This is a genomic window from Syntrophaceae bacterium, assembly GCA_013177795.1.
Classification (GTDB): Bacteria; Desulfobacterota; Syntrophia; order Syntrophales; family UBA2192; genus UBA2192.
Window position 1 is genome coordinate 287,876 of the sequence record JABLXY010000002.1, and the last position, 22,001, is coordinate 309,876.

Here is a 22,001-nt window from a genome sequence, read left to right on the forward strand (position 1 = left end):
TGCCTTTCATCACTACGCTATCAGTGCGAACACTCCCCAGCCCGGGCATTCACGCCTGTGCGCGGCGCCGCGTTTGGGTGCAGAGGCCGGTTCGGCCCGAACATCTTTCGTGAGGTCGTCGGGATCCGCTTCGAGCCATCGGCGCATGGTGAGCCGCTTGGCTGCCTCTCCGCCTTGCGAAAATGCCTCGTTATTCCCGGCCGTATTTTCGCTTCAGGAACTGCTCCCCCGAGGCGGGGTAGAGGACGTAGGTCAGGACATCCTCCTCGGTCCGGGCCAGGTCGCCCAGCTTTCGGCGGGCCGCCTCCATCTCCGGCTTGAGGTGGTTCGCCGGCCGGTCCGTGATCCAGACCCCCTTCTGGTTGCCGCGCAGGGCCATCTCGCGGACCTTCGGGTCGACCGGGGCGGGCGTCTTCCCGTAGAGGCCGAACAGCAGGTCGCGGAACGGGTTGCTGATCGTCCGGTACCGGCCCGCCAGCACGTTCATGACAGCCTGCGAGCCGACGATCTGGGAGGTCGGCGTCACCAGCGGCGGCATCCCCGCCTCCCGGCGGACCGCCTGGATCTCCCGCTGGACGTCGGGGAGCCGGTCGAGGGCATTCATCTCCCTGAGCTGGCTGACGAGGTTGGAGGTCATGCCGCCGGGGATCTGGTGGGCGATCACGCTCTCGTCGATCAGCGACAGGGAGTTGGACGCGATGTGCTTCTCGTACCGGGGCGCCAGGGACTCGAGGTAATGCCCGATCTCGACGAGGCGGCCCATCTCGATCCCCGGGTCCCGCTCGCTGCCCTCCAGGGTGAGCAGGAGCGGCTCGATGGGCGGCATCGACGTCCGCATGGCGTAGGGGGCGACGCAGGTGTCCACGATGTCCACGCCGGCCTCGATGGCCTTCAGGCAGGTCATTGACGCCATGCCGCTCGTGTAGTGGGTGTGGAGGTGCAGGGGGACCGCGACGGCCTTCTTCAGTTCCGTGAACAGCCGGAAGGCGTCGTAGGGCGCCAGGATGCCCGCCATGTCCTTGATGCAGATCGAGTCGGCCCCCATCTCCTCCAGGGTTCGTGCCTTCGAGACATAGTAGGGGAGGTTGAAGACGTCGCCGCCGAGGCGCCGCCCCGTGAGCGAGTAGACGACGGCGCCCTCGAAGTGCTTGCCGTTGGCCCGGATGCGGGCGGCGGCGGTCTCGACGTTCCGCAGGTCGTTGAGGGCGTCGAAGACGCGGAAGACGTCGATCCCGATCTCGCAGGCCCGGTCGACGAAGGCCCGGACGACGTCGTCGGCGTAGTGCCGGTAGCCGACGAGGTTCTGGCCCCGCAGCAGCATGGCGAAGGGGGTTTTTTTCATGTACCGCTTGAGGATGCGCGGCCGCTCCCAGGGGTCCTCGTTCAGGAAGCGGTGCATGGCGTCGAACGTCGCGCCCCCCCACACCTCCACGGCCCAGAACCCGACTTCGTCCATCCTCTCGGCGACGGGGATCATGTCCTCCGTGGTCATCCGCGTCGCGAAGATGGACTGGTGGCCGTCGCGGAAAGTGTTGTCCTGGAATTTCACGGGCTCCATGGGCGTCTCCGTTCGGGTTGCGTCAGAACTCGTTGATGGCGTCGATCAGGCTCCGGAGCCGGCCGAAGTCCCTCCGGTTGAAATCGATCACGAGCCGGGGGCGGTCCACCTCGTCGTTGTCCTCCCGCTCCTCGTCCAGCGCCCCCGCGGGCACGATGCGGCCCCCGGGAAGGAGGATATCCCTGAACCGCGCCTCCAGCGCGGCGACGTCGTTGTCGCCCAGCGGGGAGGTGAGCCGGATCACCAGCTTCCCGCGCACGTAGCGCAGGCTGTGGTAACGGCGGTAGAACCGCTGGATCCGATCCACGGCCTCGTCCACGGACAGGACCCGCTCGAAGAGCGCGAAGTCCGACGGGCAGATGTAGCGGTGCGACAGCAGCTCCTCCTCGAGGAACCGGATCATGCGGGCCCAGTAAGAGGAGCCCGGGGTTTCCACGAGCACGAGCGGCATGGGGTTCCGCTTCCCCGTCTGCACCAGGGTGAGGGTCTCCATGGCCTCGTCGAGGGTGCCGAAGCCGCCCGGGAAGAGCGCCACGGCGTCCGACTCCTTCAGGAAGGCGACCTTGCGGTTGAAGAAGTACTTGTAGTTGATGGACCGCGGGTTGCCCTCGATCACGGGGTTGGGCTTCTCCTCGAAGGGCAGGCGGATGTTCACGCCGAAGGAGTGCTCGGGGCCGGCACCCGCGTTGACGGCCTCCATGATGCCGCCCCCGCCGCCCGTGATCACCATGTAGCCCGCCTCGGCAAGCCGCCTGCCGAAGAGCTTCGCCATGCCGTACACCGGGTCGTCGGGCAGGGTGCGCGCAGAGCCGAACACCGTGACCTTGCGCACCGCGCGGTAGGGGGCGAAGACCTTGGAGGTGAACCGCATCTCCTTGAGCGTGGAGTTCATGAGCTTCAGATCGGCGCTCTCGTCGCTTTCCTGCCCGGCCTTGAGCGCCGCGATGATCATCTCGCGCACGAGTTCGGGTTTTCGGATGCCCCCGGCCGTGTCCATCAGGGTGTCGATCAGCTCGTCCAGGGGGCCGTTGGTCCGTGTGAAGTTGATTTTCATCATGGGTTCGGGTTCCTTGCGCCCGTCCTTCCGGTGTCGGCGGGACTCATGTCCCGGCGGCTGCCTCGAGGGCCTCGTCGAGGATCGAGAGGGCCACCTCGGCCTCGCCGGGCGTGATGTTAAGGGCCGGGCAGAGGCGGATCACCTTCGACTGGATCAAGTTGAGGATCATCCCCCGCTTGAGGGCCTCGGCGAAGACACGCTCCGCCGTCGAGGCGCCGGCCATCTCCATGGCCAGCAGCAGGCCCCGCCCCCGCACGTCGGTGACCATCGCGGGGAACCGCTGCTGCCACAGGAGCATCCGTTCGTGGATCATGGCCCCGACGCTGCGGACGTTGAGCTCGATGTCGTTGTCGATGAGATGACGGATCACGGCGTAGGCCACGGCGCAGCCCAAGGGGTTTCCGCAGTAGGTGCCGCCGTGGTCGCCCTTCTCGAGCTTCGCCGACACCTCTTCCGTCAGCGCGAAGGCCCCGAAGGGGAAGCCCCCGGCGATCCCCTTGGCCAGCGTCATGAAGTCGGGCCGCACGCCCAGTTCCGTGACCGCGAACATCGGGCCCGTCCGGCAGAAGCCCGTCTGCACCTCGTCGACGATCAGGCAGGCGCCCGCCTTGCGGCAGAGCGCCTCGACCTCCCGGAGGTAGCCTTCCGGGGGCACGTTGACCCCGCCCTCGCCCTGGATGGGCTCGAGGATGACGGCTGCCGTTTTATCGCCGAGAACCTCCGCGACGGCCCCCGCATCGCCGTAGGGGACGAAGAGGTAGTTCGGCATGAGCGGGTTGAACCGCTCCCGGTGCTTCGCCTGCCCCGTGGCGGAGGCCGTGCTGATCGTCCTTCCGTGGAAGCTCTGCTCCGTCGAGATGACGTCCATCCGCCCCGTCGCCTTTCTCGCGAGTTTGATGACGGCGTCGTTGGCCTCGGCGCCGCTGTTGGAGAAGAATACCCGCGTCAGACCGGGCGGCAGGATCCCCGTGAGCAGCTCGATGAGCCGTGCGCGGGCGGGGGAGTAGGTGAGCCCCGAGTTGGGGTTCTGCAAAATTTTCCGCCCCTGCTCGGCCAGGGCCCCGACGATGGCGGGGTGGGCGTGCCCCAGGCAGGTGACCCCCCAGCCGGCGGTGAAGTCGATGTAGCGCCTCCCGGACTCGTCCCAGACGTAGATCCCCTCGCCGCGCTCAATCGAGAGGGGAATCTTGGTGAAGAACGGCGGCATGTGCCTGTCTTCGACGGCGAAGGTGTCGACGGGGTTCGTCATGCACTCGTTCCTTTCTTGCGCTCCCGCACGGAGCCTCGTGTTACCGATGCAGGTCTCCCGGCGGCTCCTCGAAGGCGAAGCGCCCCTGCTCGATGAGATGCAGGCACGCATCGGCGACCTCCGGGTCGTAGAGGATGCCCCGGTTCTTCCGGATCTCGGAGAGGGCCCGCTCCATGCCGAGCGTGGGCCGGTAGGGCCTGTGGGAGCCCATGGATTCCACCACGTCGGCGAGGCCGATGATCCTGGCCTCGATGCGGATCTCCCCGTCCCGCAGTCCGCGGGGGTAGCCCGAGCCGTCGAGCCGCTCGTGGTGCTGCAGCACGATCTCCGCGATCGGCCACGGGAAGTCGATGGTCTTGAGGATGTCGTATCCCACCTGCGGGTGCGTGCGGATGATCCCCCTCTCGATGTCGCTGATGCGCCCCGGCTTGCTGAGGATCTCGGCGGGCACGGTGATCTTGCCGAGGTCGTGGATCGAGGCGGCCACGTAGATCGCCTCGATCGTGTCCGCGGGCAGGGCCATCTCGCGCGCGACGGCCTCGGCCAGGCGCGCCACCTGGTGCTGGTGGCCCGCCGTGTAGGGGTCGCGCGTCTCGACGATGAGGTCGATGGCCCGGATGATGCCGGCCGTTGCCTTCCGGAGCTTTTCGACGGTGAGCTTGAGCTCTTCCTCGGCGCGCTTCAGGGGCGAGACGTCGGTCATCGTCTCGACGGCGCCGATCCTCTCCCCCTTTCTGTCGCGCACGGCCGCCGAGGTGAAGTGGATCCACTTCTCCTCCCTGTCGGGGAACGCCATGGGCACGGTGGCCTCGTAGGCCTCGTCGAGCAGCGCCGAGCGCCGAAGGTTCGGCCCGTACCACGTCCGGATCGTCTCGGCCAGGTCGGCCGCCCCGTCGACGAGCAGGTCCGCCGCCGTCGGCCGCTCCTGGCCGTAGAGCGCCTTGGAATGGTTTGCCGTGCCGATCACGTCGTCGCTCCGGACGCCCGTCAACTCCTCGAGTGCGCGGTTCCAGCCGATCACCCGGTGGCGGCCGTCGATGACGAACGTGGGCGTGGGCGACCCATGCAGGATGGCCCGGAGCCTCTCCTCGCTTTCCCTCAGGGCCTCCTCGGCGCTTTTCCGCTCCGTCACATCCTCCAGCGTCTCCATGGCGCCGACCAGGGATCCCGAGGAATCGCGGATGACGGCCGCCGTGAACCGCAGCCATTTCCCCCCGTCGCCCAGGCCGGGGAAGTAATCCGTCGCCTCGTAGGCCTCCTCGATGAGCTTCGAGGGGCTGCAGCGGTCCGCGTACCAGACGGGGATGGATTCGAAGGCCTGGTCGACGAGCAGGTCGGCCAGGCACGGCCGCTTCGCGGGGTAAAAGGCCCGCCAGTGCCCGTCCGTTCCGATTACGTCCGACGCCCGGAGCCCGCTCATCTCCTCGAGGGCCCGGTTCCAGTGCAGCACGCGGTGGTCCCGCCCGATGACGAAGGCGGCGATGGGCGACCCGTCGATGATGCGGTGAAGCCGCTGCTCGCTTTCCTTCAGGTCCGCCTCGGCGCGCTTCCGCTCGGTGATGTCCTCGTAGGTGGCGACGATGCCCTTCTCCTGGAGGGTTTCACCGATGCGCGACGTGCTGACGTAGCAGAGGATGTCGCGGCCGTCCCGGTGCCGGCAGGGGAACTCCTCGCTGTGCGTCCTCTGCCTCTCCAGCACGGGGTAGAAGCGCCGCCCGATCTCTTCGTATTCGGCGTCGCTGCGGTAGAGGACCCGGGTGCTCCGTCCCGTGAGCTCATCGGGCTTCCAGCCGAAGACCTCCTCCGCGGCCCGGTTGGCAAACCGGATCGTCCGTTCGCGCAGCACGAGCACCGCCACGGGCAGTGCGTCGAGGATGGAGGCGCCGACGGTTTCCATCTCCGCGAGCCGCTGCCGGGTCTCCCTCTGTTCCGTGATGTCCATGTAGCTGCCGTGGACGGCCCGTTCGCCGCGGAACGTGACGGGCGCCACGGTGCCGAGAATCCACCGGACCCTGCCGTCCTTGGTGATTGCGCGGAACTCGTACGGCGTGCTCCTGCGTCCCCGGAGCATCTCGATGGCGTCCCTGCGCACCTGCTCCCGGTCCTCCGGGTGGACAATGACGAGCGAGTCCTGTCCCAGGAGCTCGTCGGCACGGTAGCCCGTGCTCTGCTCGAACCGGGCGTTGAGGAACCGGAACTTCCCGCCCACCAGGAAAAAGACGCCCACCGGGCTGCTTTCCGCCAGGCTTCGGTACAGGGCGTCGGTGTCGCGCAGCGCCGTCTCGGCCTCCTGCAGCCGGGCCGTCTTCGCCCGCAGGGCGTCCAGCTCCTCAATGAGATCCGCCTTCGTCCTGCGCTCGTCTTTCTTCATCCCGCCGCTCCTCTCGTGAAGACCGCGAGGGCTGTCCCGCGGCCCGGAGGATTTTTCGCCTGTTTTTCTACGCGCCGTTGCGGTACACTGCAAACACGATGCGTTTTGGCGGCCCGCGGGGTCGGGGACCCGCCGGGCCTTCTTCGCAGGGATGGTACGCGCTTCCAGCCGGGAGACCCGATCGGGAGATTCCTCCCGGGAAAGGACGGGATCAAGCCATGGAAAAGCCGCACTTTTACTCTTTACCAAAACTGCCCTACGGTTACAAGGAATTGGAGCCGCACATCTCGGGGGAGCAGCTGCAGCTCCACCACGAGAAACATCACCAGGCCTACGTGACGGGGGCCAACGCGGTGTTCGAGCGGCTCGAGCAGTCCCGGAAGGCCGGCAGTGACCTCGACATGAAGGCCGCCCTCAAGGAGTTGTCCTTCCACATGGGCGGGCACCTGCTGCACAGCCTCTTCTGGGAGAACCTCGCGCCGGCGGGCAGAGGCGGCGGCGGAAAGCCCCCCGGGGTTCTCGGGGCGGCCCTCGACAAGGAGTTCGGGGGCTTCGAACGATTCCGGATGGAGTTCACCCAGGCGGCCCTCACCGTGGAGGGCTCCGGCTGGGCCGCCCTGAGCTGGTGCCCGATATCGAACCGGCCCCTCGTCCTGCAGATCGAGAAGCACAACGTGAACGTCTGTCCCGCGCTGCCGGTCTTGATGGTTCTCGACGTCTGGGAGCACGCCTATTACCTGGACTACAAGAATCTCCGGGCGAAGTTCGTCGAGGCCTTCTGGAACATCGTGAACTGGGAGGCGGCCAACCGGCGGTTTTCGGCCCTTCTCAAGGGCGGCGCCCGCTGAGCGGTGCAAGGCGCCGCGCGGCCCGCGACCGCGGGGGATCGCGGCCGGGGAGCAAACGTGTATGGATGTCATGGATGAGGCCCTCGAGCTCCTGGAGGACTGCGGGCCCGAGTACGGCCCGGGGTTTTCGAGTCACGGGCCCATGGCCGCCGAGGCCCTGCTGGCCTTGGGGCGCGGGGACGCCGTCGTGGACTGGGTCACGGCGTACCGTAGGCGTCTCCGGGGCAACCCGTCCCCGGGTCTCCCCGTCTTCAGCGGGTACTGGTTCGAGGCGCTGGGGAGTGCCGGCCGCTATGCCGACTGGGTGAGCTGTTTCGAGGAGGAGCTGCGCGAGGAGCACTGGTGCACCGTGCTCAACGTGTGGGTGCCCCGGCTGCTGCCCGGCATGGTGGGGGCGGCCTGGCACGGCGCCATCCGAACGGGGCATGCCGTGCGCAGCCTCAACCGGGAGGAGTCCCCCGCGAAGATCCGCGAGCTGGCCCGGGCCCTGGCCTACTGGGCCGCCCGCTACCAGTCTCTGCCGGGCTTCCCGCTGCCCGATGCGGAGACCCGCAACCCCCTTGCCGCGATCGACCGGGTCCCTTCCCTGCCCGACGGGCAGCGCCTGACGGAGGGGCTCATCTACGAGAAAGTGCGGCGGCTCAGCGGCTTTGCGCCCTTCGAGCCGGTCATCAACCTCACGGCGCCTCCCGAAGGCATCTCGCTGTTTGCCGTCGATCTGCTCGAGGCCTTCGTCCGCGTCTACCTGGCCAACGCGAAGACACGGGGGAGCGTCATCACCTTCATCCACGGGGTGACCGGGCCCGGGGCCGTCTGCCTGATGGCGACGAGCCTGCTGCCCGACATCAGCCGCGTCGCCCTGCGCTACGCCTGGCAGGCCTCGGCGGCCCTTTACGCCGCCATCGGGCGCGAAATTGACAGGGCCCCCTACGATGCGTATGATGAGCCCACGGAGGATCTCGTCGCGCGGGCCGTGGCGACCGGCGACGAGCACGCCGTCAAGTTCACCGAGGTGTGCCTCCGGGCGCACCGCATGGACCCGAGGCCGGTCTTTCTCGTCGCGGCCCGACATGCGGTGGACATGCTGGGTCGGCCCGCGCAGGACCGGGCGGCAAAGAGAAAAGGCTGATTTCGATTCCAGCAGCCGTCAACAGACCCGACGAGACAGACTATTGCCTCTGGAGGTGGCCATGAAGCTCAGCGAGTACTTCGAGAATGCGTCAGGCATGGGTATCCTGGCCACGGCGGACACGGCAGGCGCCGTCGATGCCGCGGTCTACGCCAAACCCCACTTCATCGACGATGAGACCGTGGCCTTCATCATGGCCGACCGGCTCACCCACCACAACATCAAGCAGAACCCGCGGGCATGCTATCTCTTCAAGGAGGCGGGCGAGAGGTACGTCGGCAGGCGGCTTTACCTCACGAGGATCCGGGAGATCCAGGACCCTCAGCAGGTCGCCGAGATGCGCCGCAAGAAGCACCCCGAGGTTGCCGGCAAGTACGGCGACGAGAACAAGTTCATCGTCTACTTCAGGATCGACAAGGTCCTCCCGCTCATCGGGGACAAGGATTAGGCACAAGCTGTAGGCAACAAGCAACAAAGCAAGAGAGGATCGTCTTCTTCTCACCTTGCTGCTTGAACCCTGCTGCTTGCTGCTGAGACGAAGCATGGAAAACAGAAAACACGAACGATTGCGTGGGGGCGGCGCGTGAACATTTTCATGACCGGCGGAACGGGGTTCGTGGGCACGACGCTCGCCCGCGAGCTGACGGCCAAGGGGCACGCGGTGACGGTTCTCATGCGCAAGGGGGAGCCGTCCCGCCACCTTCCCGCGGGCGTCAAGGCCCTGCAGGGGGACCCCACGGTCCGCGGGGCCTGGCAGGAGCAGGTCCCCGACCACGAGGTGTTCATCAACCTCGCCGGCGCCTCGATCTTCACGCGCTGGACCGACGAGGCGAAGCGCATCATCCGCGACAGCCGCATCCTCACCACGAGGCATCTCGTCGAGGCCCTGGCGCCTCGCAAGGGAAAGGAGACGCACCTCTTGAGCACCTCCGGCGCGGGGTACTACGGCTATCACGGCGACGAGGACCTCACGGAGGACTCCCCCCCGGGGACCGATTTCCTGGCCCTGCTGTCCCGGGAGTGGGAGGCGGAGGCCCTCCGGGCGAGGGAGCACGGGGCCCGCGTCGTGCTGATGCGTTTCGGGATCGTCATGGGCCGAAGCGGGGGCATGCTGGGCGAGATCGTCCCCGTCTTCCGGATGTTCCTCGGGGCCGACCTCGGAAGCGGCAACCAGTGGCTCTCGTGGATCCACGAGATGGACCTGGCCCGGATCTTCGAGTTTCTGATCGAGGAAAACCGGGCGATCGACGGGCCGGTCAACTGCACGGCCCCGGAACCCGTCCGGAACCGCGAATTCACGCGCACGCTGGGCAGGGTTCTCGGGGTGCCGACCTTCCTGCCCCCCGTGCCCGGGTTCATGCTCCGCCTGATGAAGGGGGAATTCGGAAACGTGATCCTCCAGGGGCAGCGGGCGCTGCCCCGGAAGCTCCAGGCCGCGGGGTTTCGGTTCCGCTACCCGACGCTGCAGGAGGCATTGACGGACATCCTGAAGAAATGACGTCAGCGAAGTGCCGGGAATCCGATCCTGCTGCCTGTCCCCTGACGCCCGCGTTGGGGCGGCGGCACCTGCGGTGATTTCCGATACCTTAAGGGATTAGGCAGGCATGAGTGCCGACCTGTCGAAAAGCGACTCCAAGCCCAACCGGCTCATCCGCGAGAAGAGCCCGTACCTGCTCCAGCACGCCCGCAACCCCGTGGACTGGTACCCCTGGTGCGAGGAGGCCTTCGAGCGGGCCCGCAGGGAGGACAAGCCGGTCTTCCTCTCCGTCGGCTACTCCACGTGCCACTGGTGCCACGTGATGGCCCGCGAGTCCTTCGAGGACGCCGAGGTGGCCCGGCTCATGAACGAGACCTTCGTCTGCATCAAGGTCGACCGCGAGGAGCGGCCCGACGTGGACGGCGTCTACATGACCGTCTGCCAGCTCATGACGGGGAGCGGCGGCTGGCCGCTGACCGTTTTCATGACCCCCGACCGGGAACCCTTCTTCGCGGGCACCTACATCCCGAGGGAGAACCGGCACGGCAGGATCGGGATGATGGAGCTGATCCCGGGTGTCCAGCGCGTCTGGAAGGCCCGGCGCGGCGATGTGCGCGCGTCGGCCGAAAAGGTCATGACGGCCCTGCGGAACCTCTCCGCCGAGGCATCGACGGCGGATGCCCCGGGAGTCGCGGCCTGCCGCGCGGCCTTCGACGCGCTCGCCGGGCAGTTCGACGAGGGCCACGGGGGGTTCGGCGGCGCGCCCAAGTTCCCCGCGCCCCACCACTACCTGTTTCTGCTGCGCCACGGCAGGCGCACGGGCGAGACGAAGGCCCTCGAGATGGTCGAGAAGAGCCTCACGGCCATGCGCCGCGGCGGGGTCTACGACCAGCTCGGCTACGGGTTTCACCGTTACTCCACCGATGCGCGATGGCTTCTGCCGCACTTCGAGAAGATGCTCTACGACCAGGCCATGCTCGCCCTGGCCTACCTAGAGACCTTCCAGGCCACGGGCAAGCCCCTCTACGCGCGCACGGCGGAGGAGATTTTCACCTACGTCCTGCGGGACCTGAGGGCCCCCGAAGGGGGGTTCTATTGCGCCGAGGACGCCGACAGCGAGGGCGAGGAGGGGAAGTTCTACCTCTGGGACGAACGGGAGGTCCGCGACGCCCTCGAGCCGGACGAGGCCGCGGTTTGCATCGAGGTTTTCGGCATCCAGAAGGAAGGGAACTTCCGCGACGAGGCCACGGGGACGCGGACGGGGCGGAATGTCCTGTCCATGGCCCGGACCGTCGAGGAGGCGGCCGACGCGCTGTCGATGCCCGCACAGAAGGCCCGCACCGCCCTCGAGGCGGCACGGGAGAAGCTCTTTCGTCTCCGCGGGGGCCGGACACGGCCCGGCAGGGACGACAAGGTCCTCGCGGACTGGAACGGCCTCATGATCGCCGCACTGGCCAGGGGTGCCGCGGTGCTGGGCCGCCGGGACTGGGCCGAGGCTGCATCGCAGGCCGCCCGTTTCGTTCTCGACCGCCTCCGGGACGGCCGGGGACGGCTCATGCACCGCTGGCGGGACGGCGAGGCCGCCGTGGCCGGGATGCTGGATGATTATGCCTTCATGACCTGGGGGCTCCTGGAGCTCTACGAGGCCACCCTGGAGCCCGGCGTCCTCAAGACCGCCCTCGAGCTTGCCGATAATACGATCGATCATTTCCACGATGAGAAGGACGGGGGCTTTTTCTTTACCGCTGACGACGCGGAGACGATCCTCGTTCGGCAGAAGGACAGTTACGACGGGGCGATCCCCTCGGGCAACTCCGTGATGATGCTCAACCTCCTTCGCCTGTCGCGGATCACGGGGCGGCAGGACCTGGAGAGGAAGGCGATCGGCGTCTCCCGCGCCGTTGCCCGGAGCGTCGGGCAGATCCCCTCGGCTTATTCCCAGCTCATGGTCGCCCTCGAGTTTCTCGCAGGCCCCGCGGCGGAAATCATCGTCGCCGGCAGACCCGGGGCGCCGGACACGCAGGCGATGCTCGATGCGGTGAGGCGGTCCTTCCTGCCCAACCGGGTCCTGCTGTTCCGGCCGCATGGGGCGGGGTCGGGGGCGCTGGCGGCGATCGCCCCGTATACGAAGGACATGAAGGCCGACCGGGGCCGGGCGACGGCTTACGTGTGCCGGAACTTCTCCTGTGCCAAACCGGTGCACACGGTGAAAGAAATGCTGGGGCTGCTCGAAGCCCCGTGATAAAATAGCAACATTATTTGAAAGGAGTGCTCCCATGAAGAAAACGGTTTCCGCTCGCATGCTGGTCATCCTGGTTTGCGCCCTCTTTGTTCTCAGCCTGCCCGGCTCGGGCCTGGCGCACAGCCCCGACAGGATGGATCTGGCCTACGACGTCAAGACCCAGACGCTCTCCGTGAAGATCACCCACCCCTCGAACAACCCCGACCGGCACTACGTCAAGGAGGTGGTCGTGAAGAAGAACGGCCAGGTCGTCGCGCGGGGCGAGTACACCAAGCAGTCCGGCGACACCTTCGTCTACACCTTCCAGGTGGCCGCCACGGGCGCCGACACCCTCGAGGTGACCGCCGTCTGCAATATCCGGGGATCCATCACCGCGAAGTATTCCCCGGGCGTGTAGAGCGCGGCCGGGGCATCCCGGCCCGGCCGCCCGCATCGCTGCGGGGCTCCGGAGCCCATCACGGAGGGGGATCGTGCTCCTCTATCTTCATGCCGGTTGCATGATCGCCGGTCTCGTGCTCATGACGGCGGGCGTGACCGTGGCCCGCCTCATGCGGAAAAGGCCCTGGTGGCTTCGCGGCCACCGGGTCCTGGGGGCCTGCGGCTCGCTTGCGGTCCTCTGCGGCATCGCGGCGGCCGTCGCCATGGTGGCCGGTTTCGGGGGTCCCCACTTCCAGGTCCTGCATGCCTGGACGGGCGCCGTCGTCGCGCTGGGCGCGGTCGCGACCCCCGTTTTGGGCCAGATGCAGTTCGTGCTCCCGCAGCGTCGGGCGGAGATCCGAAAGGCCCACCGCTGGGCCGGCGCCATGACCCTCGTTCTTCTGTTCCTCAACATCCTCTCCGGGCTGGTGCTCGTGGAGATTCTTCCCGACATGCGATCGTTTTGAACGCCTCGAGCCGCAGGCAACAGGCAGCGAGGCAGAAGGGAGTCCCCCTCGATCGACTGGACCCTGACCCCCGTACCCTGTGTCCGATGAAGCCCATCTACCTCGATTACAACGCCACGACGCCCATCGACCCTGAAGTGGCCGCGGCCATGCTTCCCTGCATCCGCGAGCACTTCGGCAACCCCTCGAGCGCCCACGTCTACGGCGTCGAGGCCCGCAGGATCGTCGAGGAGGCCCGCGGGCAGGTGGCATCCCTCCTGGGCTGCCGTCCCGGCGAGGTCCTCTTCACGAGCGGCGGCACCGAGTCGAACAACCACGCCGTCAAGGGGGCCGCGCGGGCGCTGCGCCGCAGGGGCAACCACATCGTCACCTCGGCCGTCGAGCACCCCGCCGTCATGGAGGTCTGCCATGCCCTGTCGGCTGAGGGCTTCGAGGTCAGCGTGATCCCCGTCGATGCGACGGGGCTCGTCGACCTGGCGGCCCTCGAGAGGGCCATCGGGGACAGGACCGTCCTGGTGAGCGTTATGCACGCCAACAACGAGGTGGGCACGATCCAGCCGGTGGCCGAGATCGCCCGACTGGCCCGCAGGCGGGGGGTGCTGGTGCACACCGACGCGGCCCAGTCCGTCGGGAAGATCCCCGTCGATGCGGCCGATCTGGGCGTCGATCTGCTGACCGTGGCGGGGCACAAACTCTATGCCCCCAAGGGGGTGGGCGCGCTGTACATCCGCGAGGGGGTGCACCTGGAGACGTTCATGCACGGCGCCGGTCACGAGGCGGGGCGGCGTGCCGGCACGGAAAACGTGATCGGGATCGCCGGCCTCGGGGCGGCCTGCGAGGCTGCCCGGCGCGACCTCGACGGCAATCGGGAGCGCATGCGGAAGACCCGGGACCGGCTGCAGGACGGCCTGCTGCGCGCCGTCGAGGGCGTGCGCGTCAACGGTCACCCCGAACAACGGCTGCCGAACACGCTGAGCGTGAGCTTCAGGGGGCTCGATGCGGGGGCCCTGCTCGCGGCGATGGAGGGGCTTGCCGCATCGGCCGGGGCGGCCTGCCACGGGGCGTCCGTCGAGGTGTCGAGGACCCTGCGGGCCATGGCGGTCCCCCTCGAGTGGGCCCGCGGGACGATCCGCCTCTCGACGGGAAAATACACGACGGAGGACGAGATCGACCGGGCCGTCGAGATCATCGCCGGCGCCGTTCAGCAACTCAGGGACGGAACGGCGGATTAGGGGGGCAGCGAAAACGGAACCTGAAGCCGTCCGTTTCATGATTGGAGTGTGCCGGAGAGGGGAAGGGGCTTGGGACGGACATTTCCTCAAGCCTTTCGCCGTGTGCCGTTCGCCCGTTTTTTCGACGAAAGGAGAAACCCATGAAGGTGCTCGTTGTGTTCTACTCGATGTACGGTCACGTCTACAAGATGGCCCAGGCTGTCGCCGAGGGGGTGAGGGAGGTCCCCGGTGCGGAGGCCGTGCTGCGAAGGGTTCCCGAGACGCTCCCCGAGGAGGTTCTCGGCAAGATGGGGGCCCTGGAGGCTCAGAAGTCCATGGCCGGCGTCCCGGTCTGCACCGTCGAGGAACTCGGCAGCGCCGACGCCGTCATCTTCGGCACCCCGACGCGCTTCGGGAACATGTGCGGCCAGATGCGGCAGTTTCTCGACGCGACGGGCGGGCTTTGGGCGAAGGGGGCCCTCGTCGGCAAGGCGGGCAGCGTCTTCACGAGCTCGGCGACCCAGCACGGGGGGCAGGAGTCCACGATCCTGAGCTTTCACCTCTACCTGCTGCACCAGGGGATGGTCGTCGTCGGGCTCCCCTACGCCTTCGCCGGGCAGATGCGGATCGACGAGATCACCGGCGGATCGCCCTACGGCGCCTCGACGGTCGCCGGCGGCAAGGGCGAACGCATGCCCAGCGAAAACGAGCTGGCCGCCGCCCGCTGGCAGGGGAGGCACGTGGCCGCCATCGCCTCGAAGCTGACGAAGTAGGGGGAGTGGGGCTGCCACCGTATGCCCGAATCCGGCGATAAGAAACGCAAAACGCCTTCAGGACGGGTCATTGCGGGCACCCGCAGGGTGCGCGGCAATCTCACGGGAAAGGCGGGATCGCCGCGCTTCGCTCGCGATGACAAGGCTTATCGCTGGATGCGGGTCGTGATGCAGTGGCGAAATCGGTCAACCGGAGGGGTCCTCTTGCCGAATCGTTTGTGCCATGAGTGATTTCTGGTTCTGCTTCTTTCCCCTGTTCGTCGCCGTCGATGCCGTGGGCATCCTGCCGCTGTTCATGCACCTGACGGAAGGGGCCGATCCCCGCGTGGTCCGGAGGATCATCGTCCAGTCCATGGTCACGGCGCTCGCCGTGGCCCTCGTGTTCCTCGCGGTGGGGCAGTGGGTCTTCCACTACCTCGGGATCACCGTGGCGGATTTTCTCATCGCCGGGGGGATTCTCCTGTTCACGATTTCGCTCACCGACGTCATCACCGTGGAAAAGAGGATCGCCCAGGTGGACACCGAAAGCCTGGGGGTCGTCCCCATCGGCGTGCCGCTCATCGTGGGGCCGGCCGTGCTGACGACGATCTTCGTCCTCGTCGGCGAATACGGTGTCGTGCCCGTCGTGGCGGCCACGGTGGTCAACATCGTGATCGCCGGCGCCGTGTTCTGGCTCTCCGAGCCCATTCACCGGGTCCTGGGCCGCGCAGGATCGAGGGCCCTCTCCAAGCTGGCGGGCATCCTCCTGGCCGCCATTGCCGTCATGATGGTGCGCAAGGGGCTGATCATGCTCTGGCAGGCAGTGCCGACGCCGCATTGACAGGGGGCGTCGGCCCTGGGTTGACGGGGGTTCGATCAGGCCATCCTGTGGATCTTGTTGCTCTCGTCGGGGTTGAGGCCCTTGGCGATCAGTTTCTTCCTCTTCTCGCGGCGCTTCCGCTTCCGCTGCAGTTCCTTTTTTCTCTCGTGCTTCTTGTGACTGCCCATGGGTGACCTCCGTTTTTCCGAATGAGAACGGAAGCATACATGAAATGACCGAGCCGGGCAAGACCTATTGTGCTCTGCCCTGCGGCCGGCGAGCCGTCGTGATTGTCAACCATTTCAATGCACATGGTTGACAATTGCCGCCGATGATGATATGGCATATCGCCCCCTTCGGCAGGGGGCGTATGTCGTCATGGAATCGAGCGCCAGACAGCACATGCTCAGCCGCCTCAAGAAAGCGGGGGGCGGATGGGTGTCCGGGGAGGAGCTGAGCCGCGAGCTGCGGATTTCCCGGACCGCCGTGTGGAAGCATGTCTGCAGCCTCCGCAGCGAGGGCTATGTCATCGAATCCTCCACGCGAAAAGGCTACCTGCTCCGGGAATCCCTGGACAGGCTCGTTCCCTCGGAGATCGAGGCCTCCCTCCGCACGGCGCGCCTGGGCCGCCGTATCGTTTGCGAGCGGGAAGTGGACTCGACGAACCGGCTGGCCAGGGACCTGGCGATCGCAGGGGCCGCCGAAGGGACGGTCGTCATTGCCGAGTCACAGACGGCGGGGCGGGGCAGAATGGGGCGCAGCTGGTTTTCCCCCGCCGGCGAGGGGATCTACCTGTCGCTGCTGCTGAGGCCGCGGTTCCAGCCGGCCGAGGCGCCGAAGACGACCCTGCTGGCCGGTGTCGCCCTGGCGGAAGCGCTCATCCCGATCGTCCCGGGCCGCGTGAGCATCAAGTGGCCGAACGACGTCCTGGCGGGCGGGAAAAAAGTCGCCGGCATCCTCGTCGAGGCCGCCGCGGAGATCGACGCCATCGACTACCTGATCATCGGCGTGGGGATCAACGTCAACACGCCCCGCCGGCGCTTCCCCCCCGAGCTGCGGGAACGGGCGACGTCGCTTGCGGCCGAGGCCGTCCGTCCCGTGAGCCGCGCGGAGGTCCTCGCCGACTTTCTCGGGCGCTTCGAGAGCCACTACGACCGTGCCGCGCGCGAAGGGTTCGGCCCCGTGATCCGGCGCTGGAGGGAACTCTCCGACATGGCGGGCAGGCGGGTGCGGGTGCGCTCGTTCGACCGGTGCCTCGAGGGCATCATCTCGGGGATCGGCGATGACGGCGCACTCGTGCTGACCGGGGCGGACGGCACCGTCGAGCACGTCATCGCGGGGGATGTGGAGTACATCCAAGAGGCGAAGGGCTAAGGGCGAAAGGCGAAGGGATTCAGGCAGACGAAGATGGGCGAAAGGCAAAAGGCAAAAGGCAAAAGGCAAAAGGCAAAAGGCAAAAGCAAGGAAGTCCCCTCTGATTGCCCTGAGCCCTTCGCCCATGGCATGAAGGATTATCACCCATGACGACTGACCGGTTATCGACAAGAGGAATGATCTACGCCTCGCTGTTCGGGGCGCTCACGGCGATGGGGGCGCTCGTCTCGATTCCCCTGCAGCCGGTGCCCGTGACCCTCCAGACGCTGTTTCTCTACCTGGCAGGCTCGCTTCTCGGGGGGGGCCTCGGGGCGCTCAGCCAGCTGATCTACCTCGTCCTCGGCGTGATCGGCCTCCCGGTGTTCTCGGGCGGCAAGGCGGGCCTGGGAGTCTTCTTGGGCCCCACGGGGGGCTACCTCGTCGGGTTCGTGGCCGGCGCCTACGTGACGGGCAAGATCGTCCGGTGGCGGGAAAACCCAGGGCTCGTCTGGGTCGTCTTCGCCATGCTGGCCGGCACGGCCGCCGTCTACGCCCTGGGCGTTCTCCAGCTCGTCGCGGTCGGCAAGCTCTCCGTGGGAAAAGCCGCCGCCGTCGGCGTGCTGCCTTTTCTGCCGGGCGATGCGCTCAAGATCGCCGCCGCTGCGTTCATCACTCTCAGGGTCAGGGACAGGGTCCGGATATGATCGAGGCAAGAGGGCTGACGACCCGATACGACCCGAAGGCCCCCCCCGTGCTTCGGGAGGTGAGCCTCGAGATCCCCGAGGGGCAGTACCTGGCCCTCATCGGCCCCAACGGGTGCGGCAAGACGACCCTGGTGAAGCACTTCAATGCCCTGCTCGTCCCGCAGGAGGGGGAGGTCCTGGTCGACGGCCTCAGCACGAAAGACCCGAAGGCCCACCGCGAGATCCGCCGCCGCGTGGGCATGGTCTTCCAGAACCCCGACAACCAGATCGTCGGGATGACCGTCGAGGAGGACGTGGCCTTCGGGCCGGGCAACCTCGGCCTTGCGCCCTCGGAGATCCGGGGGCGGGTCGGTGTGGCCCTCGAGATGGTGGGGATGCTGCGGCTTGCCAAGCGCGCCCCCCACTCGCTTTCGGGCGGCGAGAAGCGGCTCGTGGCCATCGCGGGCGTGCTCGCCATGAGGCCGGCCTACGTGATCCTCGACGAGCCCACCTCCTACCTCGACCCGGCGGGGCGAGAGCGGGTCCTCAACGTCCTCTGGGATCTCCGCCAGGAGGGCATTGCGGTCATCCACGTCACGCACAGCATGGAGGAGATCGTCGAGGCCGACCGTGTCGTCGTCATGAGCGGCGGCAGGATTGTGCGCGACGGCGTCCCGAGGGACGTTTTCCGGGAGGCCGATGCCCTGCGGGCCATCGGGCTCGCCACGCCCCAGGTCACGGAGCTGATGGGGCGGCTCCGGGACCGGGGCTGCGGGGTGCGGCCCGACGTCCTCTCCGTGGACGAGGCGCTTCGCGAAATCACCGCCCTCCTCGGGCAGGCGGCGGGAGGGAGCCGGTGAAGACCCTTCTCCTCGGACAGTACGTCCCCGGGGACTCGCCGGTGCACCGGCTCGACCCGAGGGTGAAGATCGTCGCGACGCTGCTGGCGAGCATCGTCATCCTGAACGCGGGCGCCGCCGAGAGCCTCGCCGTGACGGCCTTCCTGCTGGCGGCGGCGGCGCTCGCCGGCCTCTCCGGCGGCCGGATGATGGGGGCGCTCAGGCCCCTGGCGTGGTTCTTTGCGCTGCTCTTCGGGCTGCACCTGTTCTTCACCGACGGGCGGCCGATCGTCGCCGCCCTCCCGGCGGTCACCTGGGAGGGGCTGTGGCGGGGGACGGCTGTGACCTGGCAGTTCGTCGCCCTCGTCGTGTGCGCCGCGATCCTCACGATGACGACGGACCCTTCCGGGCTCGTGGGGGGCTTCGAGAGGCTGCTCCGGCCCTTCAGCCGCCTCGGCCTGCCGTCCCACGATCTGGCCGTCATGGTCTCCGTGGCGCTGCGGTTCGTCCCCACCCTGCTCGAGGAGGTGGAGCGCATGCGGGAGGCCCAGGTCGCCCGGGGCGCCGATTTCGGCGCCGGCGGCCCCGTGAGGCGGCTCCGGAAGGCGGCCTCCCTCGTCATCCCCCTGATCCTCTGCACGTTCCGCCGCGCCGACGAGCTTGCCCTGGCCATGGAGGGCCGGGGCTATCACCGGGGGCCCCGCACCTACCTGCACGAGCTGAAGCTCACCCGGGCCGACTACGCCGCCCTCCTGGCCGTCACGGCATTCCTGATCGGCGTCGAGGCCCTGCGGTTCCTTCCCCTCTGACGGCGGCTCACGGCCCCCGCCCGGCCTGATCCCGCATCTCCGGTTGCAGTTCGCGAAAAAGAGGTTTATATACAAACCCGAAGAAACCTGTCAGGCGGGCTGCATGAAGGGCAAGTGGCTGTGGGTGGACGCCAAGCAAAAACTTTCGAAAGTCCGGGATGACATCGAGGGCTCCCCGGTCATCGCCATCGACACGGAGTACGATTCGTTCCGCTATTTCAGGGAGAAGCTCTGCCTGCTGCAGATCGGGACGGAGCAGCGCATCTACCTCATCGACCCCCTTGACACGGCCATGGATCTGTCCTTTCTCGGCGGGGTCTTTGCCAACCCGAACCAGGTCAAGGTCATCCACGCCGGAGACAACGACATCCGGATCCTGAACCGGGATTACGGCTTCGAGTTCGCCAACGTCTTCGACACGCACCGGGCGGCCTGCCTGCTGGGGTCCAACCACCTGTCCCTTTCCTCCGTCATCGAGCAATACCTGGGCCTGCGTCTCGAGAAGCCCAAGAAGATGCAGCGATCCCGCTGGGAGAAGCGCCCCCTGACGGAGGACCAGCTCCACTACGCCGTCGAGGACACCCAGCACCTCATCCCGCTGTACCGGAGGCTCAACGCGGAGATCGAGGCGAAGGGCCTCCAATGGCAGGCGGCGCGGGCCTTCGAGGGGATCGCCGCCGTGCGGTGGTCCGAGAAGAAGTTCAACCTCCGCGGCTACCGGGGAATCCCGGGCTACGACACGCTTTCCGCCGAGAAGAAACGGCGCCTGCGCGACCTGTACCGCTGGCGGTTCCGCAAGGCCCAGGAGACGAACACGGCCCGTTTCATGATCCTATCGGACCAAGACCTCTTCGACATCGCGAAGACCGATTCCCTCTCCCTCGACGGCCTGGTCCGCAGCGGGGGCCTCTCACCCAAGAAGGCGAAAATCTACGGAAAGGAAATCCTGGGCATCCTGATTTCGGGAGACGCCGAGGAAAAATCCCGCTAGGCCCCTTCCCTGTCAGCGGCAACGTGGCGCGCGGGGCGGCCGCCGCCTACGCACGCCCTCCCGTTGGGGATGAGGGGGGTGGGGTTGCACGGCCCCTCCGGCGAGGGGATGGGGGAAATCGTGATGACGGGCTCCGTGGTCCTTCACGGACGGGCTGCGTCCCCGGCCCGGAGGGAGATGCCCGGCTTGCCGGTCCGGGAAGGTCTGTCGTCGGGGTTGAGCATCAGCACGGCGTAGGCCCCGAACCGGCCGTCGTGGCTGAGGCTCAGATCCAGCGTCGTGCGCTTCCCCTGGTAGTACAGGCGGGGCGGGCCGGGACGGCCTCCCGACTCGGTCCGGCGGATTTCCATTTCCTTCGGGTTCCAGCCCATGTGCGCGGCGACACAGCGTTTGAGGGCCTCGCGGACGATGCGGGATTCCACTTCGAGGGAATCCACGCCTCTCAGTTCAGGCAGGACTTCCACCCGCCAGAAGATGTAATCGAAGTACTCCTCCCCCTCCGAAAGGGCCAGGGCGTGGATGTACGTGCAGCGGCGGTAGATCCGCAGGGGGACCGGCCCCTCGGGGGTCAGCACGGCCCCCTCGACGGGGGGGTTGCAGGTCCCGGCGTCCGTCGAGGTGCCGCGGAGACCGTAGTCGTCCAGGTGGACCTCGAAGTTCCGGGGGATGAAGGGCAGGGCCGGGTCCTTCTTTGCGAGCACCTTGAAGGCGGCCTCTTTTCCGGCCCAGAGCGCCCAAAGAAGAACGTCAGGCTCCGGGAAGCTTCCGATGCGCCTCCGCTCAGCGGGGGTGAACACCCGGTTGACGTACCGGGAGTCCCGGCTCTTCTCCCTGCTGTGGAGTTCCGTCAAATCCACGATGTCGTTGCCGACTCTCAAAATACCTCTCCTCCATCCGGGACAGCTTCCGGATGATCTGCCCGGCATAGTCCCTCTGGGCCTTGAGACCGTCGTACGCGAGCCTCTCGGGTTCGAAGACGTCCGCGGCCATGGTGAAGGTGTCGCCCGGCTCCGGGATGGAGCTCCACGTCGCCTGGCGATCACCCCGCATGTAAATGCACAGAATCTTGATTCGGTCAAGGTTTTTCACGAACCGGCCCACACCGTAGGCGAAATTCTCCGTGTCGATCCGCCCCGTCCGGGAACGGCCACCCTCGGGAAACACGAGGATCGAGTGACCCGTGTTCAGCAGGTAATCGCACTTTTCGAGGGTCCGTCTCACCTCCTCGCGGTCCCCGCCCCGCGTGATGGGGATGCACTTCATGAGGTAGCAGACGGCCGTGTCGAGGGGGTTGCGGTTGAAGTTGCGCCTCTCCGGGAGGTTCCACGGGAATCGCCGGTATCGCAACAGGTAGTGCCACCACGGCAGCATCGCAAAGGCGATGAACGCCGAGTCGATGAGCGTCAGGTGGTTGGCACAGATGAGCCAGCCGCCGTCGTGACGGCTGAAGTGCTCCCTGCACTGCCGCCGGAAGGCCTTCAGGTCCCGGAACCGGTAGCCCATCAGCCGGATAACGGCGGCAACGAGGGGGATGTAGAGGAACGCGGCCAAAAGGCTCAGCACCTGCTGAACCGCCAGCCACCGTTGATCGCTTCTGTCCATCTTTCGTTCTATTTGTGCTTCTCTTTCCTTCACTTCGCAGGTGCTGATGGTACGGCGAAGCGATGAAGTTGGGAAGTTCGGAGAAACGGGGATTGCACGAGTGGCTTTCGGCTTTTCCGAACTGCA

The 22,001-nt window shown here is 67.2% G+C and carries 21 protein-coding genes; 15 read left to right on the forward strand and 6 right to left on the reverse strand.

The window, feature by feature from the left end:
- Positions 1-190 precede the first annotated feature (190 nt).
- The 4 genes from HPY67_06375 to HPY67_06390 are packed head-to-tail and all read right to left on the reverse strand — an operon-like array spanning position 191 to position 6,235.
- On the reverse strand, positions 191-1,558 hold the full coding sequence (locus tag HPY67_06375; GenBank protein ID NPV04337.1) for a pyruvate carboxylase subunit B: 1,368 nt from the start codon (positions 1,556-1,558) through the stop codon (positions 191-193).
- 22 nt (positions 1,559-1,580) lie between these two features.
- Positions 1,581-2,612, reverse strand: a complete 1,032-nt coding sequence (locus tag HPY67_06380; GenBank protein ID NPV04338.1) for a TIGR00730 family Rossman fold protein — start codon at positions 2,610-2,612, stop codon at positions 1,581-1,583.
- A 46-nt stretch (positions 2,613-2,658) separates the two neighbouring features.
- The gene (locus HPY67_06385) at positions 2,659-3,864 is read right to left on the reverse strand and encodes an aspartate aminotransferase family protein (protein ID NPV04339.1); all 1,206 of its coding nucleotides are present in this window, start codon (positions 3,862-3,864) and stop codon (positions 2,659-2,661) included.
- 40 nt (positions 3,865-3,904) lie between these two features.
- Entirely contained in the window at positions 3,905-6,235 is a 2,331-nt protein-coding gene (locus tag HPY67_06390; protein NPV04340.1) for a PAS domain S-box protein, read from the reverse strand.
- A 218-nt stretch (positions 6,236-6,453) separates the two neighbouring features.
- Here HPY67_06390 and HPY67_06395 point away from each other — a divergent pair, with 218 nt between their 5' ends.
- From HPY67_06395 to HPY67_06465, 15 genes are all read left to right on the forward strand, one after another.
- Entirely contained in the window at positions 6,454-7,083 is a 630-nt protein-coding gene (locus HPY67_06395; GenBank protein NPV04341.1) for a superoxide dismutase, read from the forward strand.
- Between the two features lie 61 nt (positions 7,084-7,144).
- On the forward strand, positions 7,145-8,212 hold the full coding sequence (locus HPY67_06400; GenBank protein ID NPV04342.1) for a DUF4243 domain-containing protein: 1,068 nt from the start codon (positions 7,145-7,147) through the stop codon (positions 8,210-8,212).
- Between the two features lie 61 nt (positions 8,213-8,273).
- Positions 8,274-8,660 carry a pyridoxamine 5'-phosphate oxidase family protein gene (locus HPY67_06405; GenBank protein NPV04343.1) on the forward strand — a complete coding sequence of 129 codons (387 nt, stop codon included), beginning with the start codon at positions 8,274-8,276 and terminating at the stop codon, positions 8,658-8,660.
- Between the two features lie 135 nt (positions 8,661-8,795).
- Complete coding sequence (locus HPY67_06410; GenBank protein NPV04344.1) at positions 8,796-9,710, forward strand: TIGR01777 family protein; 915 nt, start codon at positions 8,796-8,798, stop codon at positions 9,708-9,710.
- Between the two features lie 106 nt (positions 9,711-9,816).
- A complete protein-coding gene (locus HPY67_06415; protein ID NPV04345.1) occupies positions 9,817-11,931 on the forward strand; it encodes a thioredoxin domain-containing protein in 2,115 nt (704 codons plus the stop codon).
- 34 nt (positions 11,932-11,965) lie between these two features.
- Positions 11,966-12,328 carry a hypothetical protein gene (locus HPY67_06420; protein ID NPV04346.1) on the forward strand — a complete coding sequence of 121 codons (363 nt, stop codon included), beginning with the start codon at positions 11,966-11,968 and terminating at the stop codon, positions 12,326-12,328.
- A 73-nt stretch (positions 12,329-12,401) separates the two neighbouring features.
- Entirely contained in the window at positions 12,402-12,815 is a 414-nt protein-coding gene (locus tag HPY67_06425) for a hypothetical protein (GenBank protein NPV04347.1), read from the forward strand.
- A gap of 86 nt (positions 12,816-12,901) precedes the next feature.
- On the forward strand, positions 12,902-14,047 hold the full coding sequence (locus tag HPY67_06430; GenBank protein ID NPV04348.1) for a cysteine desulfurase: 1,146 nt from the start codon (positions 12,902-12,904) through the stop codon (positions 14,045-14,047).
- Between the two features lie 140 nt (positions 14,048-14,187).
- Positions 14,188-14,799, forward strand: a complete 612-nt coding sequence (gene wrbA / locus HPY67_06435; protein ID NPV04349.1) for an NAD(P)H:quinone oxidoreductase — start codon at positions 14,188-14,190, stop codon at positions 14,797-14,799.
- A 223-nt stretch (positions 14,800-15,022) separates the two neighbouring features.
- Positions 15,023-15,619 carry a MarC family protein gene (locus tag HPY67_06440; protein NPV04350.1) on the forward strand — a complete coding sequence of 199 codons (597 nt, stop codon included), beginning with the start codon at positions 15,023-15,025 and terminating at the stop codon, positions 15,617-15,619.
- 357 nt (positions 15,620-15,976) lie between these two features.
- The gene (locus HPY67_06445) at positions 15,977-16,972 is read left to right on the forward strand and encodes a biotin--[acetyl-CoA-carboxylase] ligase (protein NPV04351.1); all 996 of its coding nucleotides are present in this window, start codon (positions 15,977-15,979) and stop codon (positions 16,970-16,972) included.
- Between the two features lie 146 nt (positions 16,973-17,118).
- Positions 17,119-17,655, forward strand: a complete 537-nt coding sequence (locus tag HPY67_06450; protein ID NPV04352.1) for a biotin transporter BioY — start codon at positions 17,119-17,121, stop codon at positions 17,653-17,655.
- On the forward strand, positions 17,652-18,494 hold the full coding sequence (locus tag HPY67_06455) for an energy-coupling factor transporter ATPase (GenBank protein NPV04353.1): 843 nt from the start codon (positions 17,652-17,654) through the stop codon (positions 18,492-18,494). Before HPY67_06450 ends, HPY67_06455 begins: the two co-directional genes overlap by 4 nt.
- Positions 18,491-19,282 carry an energy-coupling factor transporter transmembrane protein EcfT gene (locus tag HPY67_06460; protein NPV04354.1) on the forward strand — a complete coding sequence of 264 codons (792 nt, stop codon included), beginning with the start codon at positions 18,491-18,493 and terminating at the stop codon, positions 19,280-19,282. Before HPY67_06455 ends, HPY67_06460 begins: the two co-directional genes overlap by 4 nt.
- A 103-nt stretch (positions 19,283-19,385) precedes the next feature.
- The gene (locus tag HPY67_06465) at positions 19,386-20,273 is read left to right on the forward strand and encodes a ribonuclease D (protein NPV04355.1); all 888 of its coding nucleotides are present in this window, start codon (positions 19,386-19,388) and stop codon (positions 20,271-20,273) included.
- 143 nt (positions 20,274-20,416) lie between these two features.
- On the opposite strand, the gene HPY67_06470 is transcribed toward HPY67_06465, so the two are convergent.
- Both HPY67_06470 and HPY67_06475 read right to left on the reverse strand, forming a co-directional pair.
- Positions 20,417-21,151, reverse strand: a complete 735-nt coding sequence (locus HPY67_06470) for a 4-phosphopantetheinyl transferase family protein (GenBank protein ID NPV04356.1) — start codon at positions 21,149-21,151, stop codon at positions 20,417-20,419.
- Positions 21,054-21,875 carry a 1-acyl-sn-glycerol-3-phosphate acyltransferase gene (locus HPY67_06475; protein ID NPV04357.1) on the reverse strand — a complete coding sequence of 274 codons (822 nt, stop codon included), beginning with the start codon at positions 21,873-21,875 and terminating at the stop codon, positions 21,054-21,056. Before HPY67_06475 ends, HPY67_06470 begins: the two co-directional genes overlap by 98 nt.
- Between the last annotated feature and the right edge of the window lie 126 nt (positions 21,876-22,001).